Consider the following 11,390-nt stretch of genomic DNA (forward strand, 5'->3'; position numbering starts at 1 on the left):
GTAAGACCTACACCGCCACACACATCGGCGTGCCTGAGATTGGGTCGTTAAATACTCTCGCTTGTAAATCAAACACCGATGCCAACATGCCTTCTGTCAGTACCTCTTGCGGCGTTCCCTGCGTGACTAACTGACCTTTTTCCAACACCACCAAATGATCGCAGTAACGGCAGGCTTGGTTTAGATCGTGTAGCACTACGACCACTGTTTTGCCTTTGTCGTTCATCTGCCTCATGAGTTTCATCAGCTCAACTTGGTGAGAGAGATCCAAGTAAGTGGTTGGCTCATCAAGCATCACTACGTCGGTATCTTGCGCCATTACCATCGCAATCCACGCCCTTTGCCTTTGACCGCCAGACAACGATTCAACTGGCTTGTCAGCAAACTCAATCACGCCAGTATCTTGCATTGCTTGCTCGACCAACGCTTTATCTTGCTGACTTAACCGCCCCCAGTGAGAGAGATAAGGCGATCGGCCATATTCGACCAGTTTTCTGACTGTAATACCTTCAGGACTGACAAGAATCTGCGGCAGTAAAGACAACGAACGCGCCAAGCGTTTATCGCCGTAGTTGCTTAGCGGCTTATCGTCATACAACACTTCGCCAGAAGCTGGTTTATTGATGCGTACCAAGGTTTTTAATAGTGTCGATTTACCGCAACCATTTGGGCCAACAAGCGCGGTAATTTTACCTTGAGGAATCGACAAAGAGAGATCCGGAATGATGGTCTGTTTGCCGTACGCGACGGATAAGTTCTGCGTTCGTAACATGCTTACCAACCTCGATAACGATACAAAAGAAAAATGAAATATGGTGCGCCAATAACAGAAGTCAGCACACCCGCTGGCAACTCAATTGGTGGCTGTAAGCCTCTCGCTAGACCATCGGCGCAAATCACCAACAGCGCGCCAAGGGTTGCAGAAGCAGGAATCAATAACTTGTGGTTGTGACCAAACAGCAAACGCGCAAGATGCGGCGCAAGCAGGCCAACAAAGCTGATAGTGCCTGCCACAGACACGCTGATGCTCGCCAATAGCACGGCAGCAATCAACGCAAGAATTTGGATCTGTCTTGGTTTCGTGCCAAGTGTAGTGGCACTTTCTTCTCCCAGCCCCATCACATCTAACCGCCAAGCCAGCCAAAACGCCAATGGCAATAGCAGTATTAGAGCACTCCAAATAAACGGCACTTGTTGCCAGTTTCGTCCCCACAAACTACCCGTTAGCCATACCATCGCTGTGTTGATTTCGATAGGGTGCACAATCAGAAGAAAGTCGATACCGCTGGCTAAAAATGCGCTGACAGCAACGCCAATCAGCGCCAAACGCGCAGGTGTTGGCTTCAACCAATAAGCCAGAACAGCAATAAAGCCTGCAGCAAGCAAACCTCCCGCCATAGCGACCATCGGCAACATTGCCACCGGCGCATTCGGATACAACACCAAGCAAGCGGTAGCCGCCAGCCCTGCCCCTGCGCTTATCCCCATTAAATCTGGGGAGGCAAGTGGATTGCGGATGACACCTTGCACTAAAACGCCTGATAGCCCTAATCCAGCGCCCACGCCAATAGCGAGCAACATTCTCGGCAGTCGATATTGGTGAATCACAAAGTCCGAATCAGAGAAAGAAAACAGCAATGCAAAAACCTGTTGAGCCGACAGATTCGCCGCGCCAACAAACAGCGTGAGAGACGACGCAATCAGCAAAAGCCCAAGCAGTGCCATCAGTTTGGTTTGATTCATCATGATGATTTCCTCATTGCAATCGCGATAAAGCAAGGTGTGCCCAACAGTGCGGTAATCACGCCCACTGGCGTTTCGGCCGGAAAAGCAATCGCGCGTGACAAAGCATCTGACCACGTCACCAATGCCGCGCCACACAAAGCGGAAACCGGAATGAGAATGTGATAGTTGTGACCAACAATCGGGCGTACTAAGTGCGGCACTAACAACCCGACAAAGCCAATTGGCCCAGCAATCGCCACGCTAGTACCCGCCAACAGCACAACCGCTAAACCACTGATTAATCGCGTAAGACGAATGTTACCACCCAACCCGACAGCAACTTCGTCCCCCAACGCGAGTAAATTTAAGTTTCGCGCTAAGCCCATAGCGAGCACCAAACCTAAAGTCGCAAAAGGCCACAGTTGCTGCCACTGCTGAGAATCTACCGCAGAGAGTGAACCCGTTAACCAATGCAACACGCTGTAAGCCATGTCATCTGCCAAAATTACCGACGCACGAGTTAACCCTATCAGTAGCGCACTGATGGCAATGCCCGCCAACACCAAACGCAACGGGTGAGAACGCGCAGAGAAAAAACCACCCAACAACATGACCGCACCACCACTTAGTAGCGCGCCGAATACTGCGTTGATGATGGGGTTCAATTGACTAAAGAATGGTACGCCGATGGAGGCCAAGGCCATAAAACACGCCGCACCAGCATTAATGCCGAGAATAGATGGCGACGCCAAAGGGTTACGAGTTAACCCTTGCATCAGCACACCGGATACCGCAAGCGAAGCACCAATCAATAACCCAGCATAGGTGCGAGGAGCGCGCAACGTCGCAAGAATTTGATGAAGCATATTGCCCTCATCAAACGCAAACCAATAGCTTGTCAGATCATTAACACTCAAGGAAAAGTTAGACCAGCCAATCATTGAGGCGGTATAGCCTGACAGCGTACACAACGCCATAGCACAGACAAACAAGCTCGCTTTCCAATGCGGTTTTCTAACCGAAGTCGGGCTTTCTGAGATTATCGCCGCACTCATGAGCGCTCCAATAACGCTTCAAGATTGCGGGCAATTTCTTCCGCCGCCAACATGCCGCGATTTAACGACCACAGTTCAGGAGAGACCTCAACAAGTTGCTGTTTTTTCGCAGCGGTTAGCAGCTTAAATAATGGGTTTTTGCGCCACTCATCCACAATATTTGGTTGAGAGTAAAGTCCAACTAGTAACCAATCAGGGTTGGTTTTTAGTAAAAGTTCAAAGCTGGTTGGGATATACGCTTTTTGCTCAGATGGAGCCAGCGGGCTTTGGATGCCCAGCGTACTCAAAACGCCCCCAGCGTAAGAAACCGGGCTATGCAGCCACATCCCTTTGTCAGAAACCACACCAAACTGAATGGTTTCTTGTGTCGCAAAATGCTGTTTGAACTCCGCCATTGTCTGTTTGTGCTGCTCAATTCGTTGTGTCATTTTCGCTTGCTTGCCAATCGCAACCCCGATTTTCTGTGCAGATTCGAGGTTTTCTTTATACGTCTCTCCACGGCTTTTTAACAGCAAGGTTGGCGCAATTCGCTGCAAATCTTGATAAATCGCGCGATGACGTTCGGCATCGGCAATGATCAAATCCGGCTTGAGCACCGCAATCGCCTCTAAACTCGGTTGTGAACGCATGCCGACCGATTGCCAAGGTTCAATCTTGGCGCGAACAGCAGGGATGACTCGTGTGGCATCGTTGTCATCGGCGACGCCTACAGGTGAGACATCGACTGCCGCTAATGCATCGACAAACGAAAATTCTAAAACCACAATACGTTGAGGTATCGCTTCTAGCTCAAAAGTGCCTTGCTCATCTTGCACGCTGCGCACCTGAGCACTTGCGGAAAATGACATAAAAACTGAGCTCAACAGCATCAGCAAAACGGTTGAAAAGTGTTTGATCGTAAATTGTTTTTTATTTTTCATCTTGCTTTTTTCCAGTGCTAAGTGTTTTCCAGTACCTAAGATCGGCAAAGTCGCCAAGGTAAATTGGCGACTTTTCTTTTCAAACTCGGTGAACGAAACGCTTAAAACTGATAATTCAGATCCAGTGTGTAAGAGCGTCCCGGAGCTGGGTACCGACCAACTGGGCTGGTATCAATCCCGCGGAAGTAATACTCCTCGTCAAACAAGTTGTTCACCGCAACATTCATGCGTAACTTGCCTTTGTCGTCTTTGTATAAATCCGTGCCTAAGTTGAAGTTCCACACCATGTAAGACGGCACTTTGCCCGTTGCACCTGTTGCGTCTTCGTCACTAGTGTTGGCGTTATCAGTATACGAATCACTGAAGTAGAAGCCCGATAGCGTGGTATCCATGCCGTAAAATGCGTAGGTTGCATCCCAACCAAGCTGATGCTTAGAGGTGTAAGGCAGTTGATTACCTTTATTCTCGCCCTCTTCTTCAAGCGTAGCGTCGAGGTAGTTGTAACTTGCGCCCAAGCTCAGAGCAGGTAGAACTTCAGGCACGTAACGAGCAGAAAGCTCTAAACCTTGGTGAAGGGTTCTACCTATATTTTCAGACGTATTTGTCGCACTCCGCCACTGCAACTGATCCTTAAAGTCAATGCGATACAAAGCTGCATTGAAGCTTGTTGAATCTTGAACATACCGAACGCCCAATTCGTAGTTCCATGCCAACTCACTGCTTTCCTCACCGACCCCTCGAACATTAACAAGCTGAGGAACGCGAAGAGATTTCTGGGCATTGGCATAGCTCAGCCATTGTTCATTCCAGTTATATGCGATCGTCACACCAGGCAATAATTCAGTCACCTTATTTCCAGATTCTTGCCCGCTGCCCAAATCTTTATAGGACATATCAACAAATTCATAACGAAGTCCGGGCGTGACTTTTAACGCACCATTAAACAACCCGACTTCGTTGCTCACATAGCCTGCGTACGCATCGGTATCAAGGTGCCAATTTCGCGGTACATTTGTGGCTCCGCCTGACACTGGTGTTTGTGTCACTTTATATTGAATGTCTTCATTAATGTAACGAGTCCCTATAATCCAGTTTTGCGTAATGGCACCTCCATCAACAAAAACAGCAAGCTTTGGTTCGATACCATAAACACGGAACTCTCGTGGTGAAGTACTTACTTTCGTAGAAGGCAAAGCCGGATCAGCCCAATGGCCACCCGCGCTGTTAAAGCCCCACTTGAAAAGACGCTCTGACTTATGGCCAAACGTTAGCACTTCTAGCTCAGCACTGTCGGAAAATGGCAAATCGTGGATGTACTTAACACTCCAGCGTGTCGACTTACCTTCATAATCATCGTAAGGACGTTTCGATTGGTGACGATCTTGCTCGTAATCTTGTGGCGAAAGTGCGCCCGGCATTTGCGTTTCAGCATCGTAACGTTGCAGGAATGCTTGAATCTCTTGAGTGTCACTCAGTAGCCACTGTGCTTTGGCTTGGAAGTTCTTCACGTCCGTATCGGAATGTTCACGGAAGCTTTCACCTTTTAGGAAGTTACCTTCCAACTGTAGTGCAAATGTGTCGCTTAACCAGCCGCCCGTGCGTAGGTAAAAATCATTCAGCGGCGCATCACCGCCATCAAACACGGTAAGGCGGTTACTGATTTCAGTTTGCCACGTGTGTGGAATCGGTTTGGTCACTAAGTTGATCACACCACCGACGTTGTTTGGGCCGTACTGTACTGCGGCACCACCGCGTACAATGTCAATACGATCAAGCATCGACAGTGTTGCTGGGAAGATAGACTGACCAGTGTGACCATATGGCGCAAGTGTTAGCGGTACACCATCCATCAAGAACTGAGCATGACCACTACGGCTTGCTTTCAAACCACGTACGGAAATGTTAGGCAATACGCCCGTTCCGCTTTCATCCTGAACTTTAATACCCGGCACGCGCTGTAGCGCGTTATCAATCGAGCCTGCGGCGGTTTTCTCGATTTGATCGCGGGTAATGACGGTACGAGCACCTGGGTACTCTTTGACGTCTTCAATTTCAGATTTACCAATCACGCTACCAGTGACAACGACGGTTTCCATCGTGGTAGTTTGTTCTTTTTTAGCAGGAGCAGCAACCGTGCTCATGGATGTGGCAGAAGCGATTGCAATCGCAAGCACACTGTAAGTGGTAGACAAACCAGCACGTACACGCACTTTACCATCCAAATTCTGGTAAGACATTAAGATCTCCTTTGCGAGAAATTGAGCCTCGGGCAGAATACATCCCGTAGGCTCTAGGGGCTAAACATCCTCAATATGAGGAAAAAATCGGCTAACAGGCGCTAACTACGCACAAAAAGCCTAGAACTGATATCCGTAGCTGAGCATGAACTCGGCTGGTGCGCCGTAGCCAATCTGGTTTAAGCCAGACGTGCCGTTTGTTGCGCCAAGAATGTATTTCTCATCCAAAATGTTGTAAGCGTTCGCTTGGATTTTGTGACGACCAGTGGTGTACGCCGCCATCAAATCCACCGTTGTGTAATCGCCAAGTGCGACGGCTTCGTCGTTACCTGCGTAACGGTCGCCCACGTACTTCACACCACCGCCTAAACGCCAGTTGTCATCCAATTGGTAAGTGCTCCAAAGAGAGAACAAGTGGTCTGATACATCGTTAGGCTTTTTGCCTGTGGCTTTGTCTTCCGCATCTAAGTAGCTGTAACCAACAGAGATATCCCACTGTTTGGTGATTTGGCCGCGAGCCTCTAATTCAATGCCTTGGTGACGCACTTCAATTTTATCGATCACATCGCCGTCCACGTTAGTTTGTGGTTGCTCTTGATCAATCTGGAACAGTGCCGCATTCAACATTAATGCGTTATCCAAAAGGTACGCTTTCGCACCCACCTCTTTTAAGTCGGTGTGGAAGAATTCCGCCAATTTTGGATTGATGTAGATACCAGCGTACGGTAACTGCCAAGAGCGCGCTAAACTGGCGTATACGGATGTGTCGGAATTGATGCGGTATACCAAACCAGCACGGTAGCTGACTTTGTCATCATCCAATTTTTCCTTATCTGAGCCCGCTTTTTGTTGTTCGAGCTCCATCGAGTCGTAACGCACGTTACCGATCAAAGAAAGGTCACCCCACGTATAGACGTCTTGCACATACAAACCTGTCGTGGTGGTGGTATTGTCACGAAATGGCTTAAAGCCCGGATCAGGCGTTGGACCAACGACTGGGTCGTAGATATTTTGCGGAGGAAGCGTTTTGTCACTTGCCAACGTTAGGTCGATATCGATCTGGTTGAAATCTGCACCCACCATCAATTGATTGTCCCTGGTTTCCCAAACCAACTCAGATTGTAAAGTGGTCGTAGTACGTGGATCGTAACCAAAGTTGTTGACGGTTTGAGACACTTCATTACCCGTCACTTTGCCCTGACGCGTGCCTTTTTGCTCAAGTTCGATATGGTTGAATGCCGCTCGGTTGTTCCATACCCATTGATCATTCAGACGCCATTCGTAATCCACCGCAATACGGAGACTGTCTGACTCCTGATAGTCGTTTGTGCCGCCAAAGTAAGTGCTTACTGGCAAATCAACTGGCTTGCCATTTTTTGATGGCACACCACGATACGGCACTAGTTCTTGATGGGCGTATTCCACGTCAATATCAATGGTGTGACCTTCCGCTGGTAACACACGAATGGTCGGTGCAATGAAGAAATCGTTTGAATCAACATGATCAACGTACGAGTCGGCTTGACGGTATTCCAAGTTAATACGCCCGTTGACCTTATCTGTAAACGCCATTGAGCTGTCGACCTGACCAACATACTGGTTGTTGCTGCCTACACTACCGTTTACGTGAGTAAAATTCTCACCGTTAGCGCGTTTCGTCACCAAGTTGATGATGCCCCCAGCCGAACCGCGGCCATACAAAGCACCCGCAGGGCCTTTCACAATTTCAACGCGTTCAACGTTTGCTAAGCTGCGGTAAGACTGCAACGTACCGTCATCTCGCAAGCCATCACGGTACATATCGTTGAGTGAATCAAAACCACGGATCATGAACTGATCGCGGCTGCCTTCGCCCAAGGTGTTATTGACCCCGGCTACCCCATCTAGCGCATCCACTAAACGCACCGCGCCTCGGTCTTGCATTTCTGTTTTCGTTACTACGGATACCGCTTGTGGCACATCAAGCCATTCCACATCGGTTTTGGTGCCTGATTGAGGCATGTGTTCAGCATAACCTTCGTACTGATGCCCGAAGACTTGAATCGTTTCAGTTGCTGATGGGGTTGAGTTCGTCTCTTCTGAAGCCACTGCGCTTGGTGCTACTAATGAAGAACCAATCGCGACCGCCAAGGGGGTCAGGGTCAATAATTTATTCATTCCATAATTCCGTTTAGTTGTTATAAAGCCAACGGATGGAAATAAGAACAAATATTATTTCTATTTGCAATATTAATTTTATGCTCTATATTTATTTACCCTAAAAACACAACTAACAACAAAAAAAACCAAATATCATAACAATAAACACTAAAACTTCTGCCCTCCGTCTCGAGAGAGGCACATTGGAAGACGACCGTGAGCGACTTTATCAACGTTAGAAGAAAATGTTAGAAAATTAGGAAAGCTCATGAAATCTACGATGATTATCGTAAGTCATGTCGTTAATGATGCAGTCACTCACGGCTTTGTGCCTGCAGCTAAAGCGATGGACCTTCACGTCGTTCTTATCACCGACCATAAGCTCAGCCATTTAGAGTTGGCGAGTCGTGATAGTCACTTTAATCCGGATACCATTCTAGAATGTGATGTCTTCAACCCATTAGAACTCATCGAAACCATCACGGAGCATGAATTAAAGCCAGACGCTATTTTCAGCAATAGTGATCACTTACAAACTTCCACCGCCATCTGCGCGCAATTTTTTGGCCTCCCATCCAAAGATTGGTCTGTCACGTTAAAGGCCAAAAACAAACACTTAACTCGACAAGTGTTAAATGAAAAATCCTTACCCAACACACAAAGCTGTTTGCTGCATCGCCATTCGAATGTGGCATTAGGCATGGCCTTCCCTGTCGTAGCAAAACCCAAAGAAGGCGTGGCAAGTATAGATGTACAGCGCTGTGACTCCCAAAGCGAGCTCGATGCTTACTGCGAGGCGTTTTGGCAAAAGCACCCAAACGCCGCCATTCTGGTGGAGCAGTTTCTTCAAGGACCGTTGGTTACGCTCGAAACTTTAGGAGACGGTAACCAACTTATCGCCGTGGGCGGTTTTGATGTGTCGCTCTCTGAGCCGCCTTACTTTATCGAAACCGCCGCAGACTGGAACGGACCAAACGGCATTGCTCACCGAGAAGCTTGCTTGGCTCAACTGAAAGCGTTCGGCGTTGGTTTTGGAGTTTGCCACAGCGAATTTATCATCACGGAAAACGGCCCAGTTCTGGTGGAAATCAACTACCGCAGTATTGGAGATGGCCGCGAATTCTTGCTCAACAATCTCGCTCACTTCGGCTGGTTTAGCACGATTTTGGGTCTGCATCTGGGTCGAAGATTGGACGGCGATTACCAAATTCATGGGTCAGCGCACGTGCACTACGTAGTTGCGGGACACAGTGGTGTGATTGACGGAGGTTCGACGTCGTTCATCCAACACGATGACGATATCATCACCCAGCAACAGGTACTAAAAACCGCTGGAGAACACTTCCAACAGAGTTATTCCAATAAGGATTATCTCGCCCGAATTTCGATTGTCTCACCATCAGGGCGAAACCTCGACCAAGCGCTGCAGAACGCGCTTAGCAATTTCGATCTCGCTCCGACTCGTGAGGTGGCAGCATGAATGACAACGCTTTGTATCTAACGCAACGATTGATCGACACTTGCTTGCGCGAAGACATGTTTGGCATTTTGTCGAAGGCCAAGTTCAGTAGAGACGCGCCAAAAGGGGTAATTGTTCCTCAAGACGAGCAAGTCTGGCTGATATTTGCCAACTCTGATTTCACGTTGTATTTACCTGTTGCGCCAACGTATTACATGCAGCACTGGCGCTACGGTCACGCCAATGACGAAACACCACCAGGTTGGTGGGTGGAGAAAAATGGCCAAATCGAGCATCAACAGCATTACAAAGAGTGGATTGCGCTACTAACGACACTGGCGCATGAGAGCTCTCACGAGTTGCTGGCGGGATACCTTCAAGAACTGGAATGTGCAGAGAAACACAAAGCGCTGTGTGACCAAGCGTTTCATCATCACGCAGACCACATTTCTCAACCAATATCCGAGCTTGGTTCTTGGCATCAAAAACTGCTGCTAGCCGACCAGATCGCTTCTTACCTTGACCATCCGTACTATCCAACTGCGCGGGCGAAGTTTGGTCTGAGCGATAAAGACCTTGCTAAGTACGCGCCCGAGTTTGCACAAAGCTTTGCTCTGCATTGGATTGCGATTGAAAAATCACTGGTGACATTAACCAGCGAACAACCTGATTGCTGGCCAACCATGGAGCAAGTTGGGCTTCCTGCTGATTTTGCACTGAGCCACGTACTGTTCCCTGCGCATCCGCTCACCCTGCGATCTTTAGAAGCCTTACCCGAAGGTATGATAGAAGCGCCTTTAACGTATCTAGACGTGACGCCGACGCTTTCCGTTCGTACGGTGGTCGTGAACGACGCACCGCACATTCACATCAAAGTTCCGCTGATCATGCGATCGCTAGGCACGAAAAACATTCGCTTAATCAAGCCTTCAACACTGTATGACGGCCACTGGTGTGAACGCCTACTCAACCACCTTGAACAAACGGACGCAGACTTAAACACTCGCTTGTTCCATTGCAACGAAAAACACGGTGGGCACGTCGGCGAGGATAAAACCTTCGCGTACATCGTACGTGAGTACCCACTTACTCATTGCGAAGATAAAGCGTTAGTTCCGGTTGCAGCACTGGCTAGCCCAATGCCTGACGACCGATTGTTCTTAGAACACTTGGCAGAGCAGTACTATCAACAAGATACGCTGGCGTGGTTCAAAGATTACGTCGACCTATTATGCCAAGTACACCTTACCTTGTGGCTTCGTTATGGCATTGCATTGGAGTCCAACCAGCAAAACGCCATCGTTGCATTTGATCAACAGGGCAAAATGACGCTCGCGATGAAAGACAACGACGCAGCGCGAATTTGGCCAGAGCGCTTCCACTTTGCAACAGAGCATGCCGCCCAAAAACAGGGCGCAGGAACAATTCCAGTGGATTGCGATGAACTGCTCGACCAACGCATCAAAGTCGACAATGAATTGGCGCTCGGTCAGATGTTTACCACCATCACATTACAATTGGATATCGCAGCGATTGTAGAAGCCATGGCTACAAAGGGCATTGCCTCTTCAACATCGCTTTACGCCATCGTGGCCAAAAGCATTGCTGAGCAACTCAACCGATTGGAAGGCGAAGGGTTAGAAACAAAACTGGCACGCGAGTTACTGCAAGAGGCGCCTGATTTGTACGCCAAGTACTTGTTGAGCTCTGGCAGTTTGCTCTCGAAAGAAGCCTCCGGCGCGAGTGACATCAATAAGTTCTATGGTTTGTCGGCCCCGAACTTCTTGCTGCTTTCTAGCGAAGAAGCGCAGCGCGCCTACTTAGAAGCCATCAAAAAAAGCGTACGTTAAACGAT

General features: G+C 48.6%; 8 protein-coding genes. 2 read left to right on the forward strand and 6 right to left on the reverse strand.

The genetic code is table 11. The annotated features are described in order from the left end of the window. Nucleotides 1-7: 7 nt before the first annotated feature. From fecE to UQW94_RS05165, 6 genes are all read right to left on the reverse strand, one after another. Nucleotides 8-772 carry a Fe(3+) dicitrate ABC transporter ATP-binding protein FecE gene (gene fecE / locus UQW94_RS05140; protein WP_005477430.1) on the reverse strand — a complete coding sequence of 255 codons (765 nt, stop codon included), beginning with the start codon at nucleotides 770-772 and terminating at the stop codon, nucleotides 8-10. A 2-nt stretch (nucleotides 773-774) separates the two neighbouring features. Then, nucleotides 775-1,746 carry a FecCD family ABC transporter permease gene (locus UQW94_RS05145; RefSeq protein WP_322142053.1) on the reverse strand — a complete coding sequence of 324 codons (972 nt, stop codon included), beginning with the start codon at nucleotides 1,744-1,746 and terminating at the stop codon, nucleotides 775-777. Next, the gene (locus UQW94_RS05150) at nucleotides 1,743-2,702 is read right to left on the reverse strand and encodes a FecCD family ABC transporter permease (RefSeq protein WP_370685978.1); all 960 of its coding nucleotides are present in this window, start codon (nucleotides 2,700-2,702) and stop codon (nucleotides 1,743-1,745) included. Before UQW94_RS05150 ends, UQW94_RS05145 begins: the two co-directional genes overlap by 4 nt. Before the next feature lie 74 nt (nucleotides 2,703-2,776). Next, nucleotides 2,777-3,700: a Fe(3+) dicitrate ABC transporter substrate-binding protein FecB gene (locus UQW94_RS05155; RefSeq protein ID WP_308387653.1), complete on the reverse strand. Its 924-nt coding sequence runs from the start codon at nucleotides 3,698-3,700 to the stop codon at nucleotides 2,777-2,779. A gap of 101 nt (nucleotides 3,701-3,801) precedes the next feature. Beyond that, nucleotides 3,802-5,937 (reverse strand): TonB-dependent receptor family protein, encoded by a 2,136-nt coding sequence (locus tag UQW94_RS05160; RefSeq protein WP_213966415.1) that lies wholly within the window; start codon nucleotides 5,935-5,937, stop codon nucleotides 3,802-3,804. A gap of 120 nt (nucleotides 5,938-6,057) precedes the next feature. Next, nucleotides 6,058-8,094, reverse strand: a complete 2,037-nt coding sequence (locus tag UQW94_RS05165; protein WP_005383467.1) for a TonB-dependent receptor — start codon at nucleotides 8,092-8,094, stop codon at nucleotides 6,058-6,060. 250 nt (nucleotides 8,095-8,344) lie between these two features. Here UQW94_RS05165 and UQW94_RS05170 point away from each other — a divergent pair, with 250 nt between their 5' ends. Continuing rightward, nucleotides 8,345-9,556 carry an ATP-grasp domain-containing protein gene (locus tag UQW94_RS05170; protein WP_151515255.1) on the forward strand — a complete coding sequence of 404 codons (1,212 nt, stop codon included), beginning with the start codon at nucleotides 8,345-8,347 and terminating at the stop codon, nucleotides 9,554-9,556. Next, nucleotides 9,553-11,385: an IucA/IucC family protein gene (locus UQW94_RS05175; RefSeq protein WP_322142054.1), complete on the forward strand. Its 1,833-nt coding sequence runs from the start codon at nucleotides 9,553-9,555 to the stop codon at nucleotides 11,383-11,385. The genes UQW94_RS05170 and UQW94_RS05175 overlap by 4 nt, the downstream gene beginning before the upstream one ends. The last annotated feature ends 5 nt before the right edge of the window (nucleotides 11,386-11,390 follow it).

The organism is Vibrio sp. PBL-C16 (assembly GCF_034321865.1).
Lineage (GTDB): Bacteria > Pseudomonadota > Gammaproteobacteria > Enterobacterales > Vibrionaceae > Vibrio > Vibrio alginolyticus.

Bases quoted from the DNA above. Each gene is read 5' to 3' on its own strand.
- fecE (WP_005477430.1), bottom strand. From the start codon at position 772: ATGTTACGAACGCAGAACTTATCCGTCGCGTACGGCAAACAGACCATC.
- UQW94_RS05145 (WP_322142053.1), bottom strand. From the start codon at position 1,746: ATGATGAATCAAACCAAACTGATGGCACTGCTTGGGCTTTTGCTGATT.
- UQW94_RS05150 (WP_370685978.1), bottom strand. From the start codon at position 2,702: ATGGCGTTGTGTACGCTGTCAGGCTATACCGCCTCAATGATTGGCTGG.
- UQW94_RS05155 (WP_308387653.1), bottom strand. From the start codon at position 3,700: ATGAAAAATAAAAAACAATTTACGATCAAACACTTTTCAACCGTTTTG.
- UQW94_RS05160 (WP_213966415.1), bottom strand. From the start codon at position 5,937: ATGTCTTACCAGAATTTGGATGGTAAAGTGCGTGTACGTGCTGGTTTG.
- UQW94_RS05165 (WP_005383467.1), bottom strand. From the start codon at position 8,094: ATGAATAAATTATTGACCCTGACCCCCTTGGCGGTCGCGATTGGTTCT.
- UQW94_RS05170 (WP_151515255.1), top strand. From the start codon at position 8,345: ATGAAATCTACGATGATTATCGTAAGTCATGTCGTTAATGATGCAGTC.
- UQW94_RS05175 (WP_322142054.1), top strand. From the start codon at position 9,553: ATGAATGACAACGCTTTGTATCTAACGCAACGATTGATCGACACTTGC.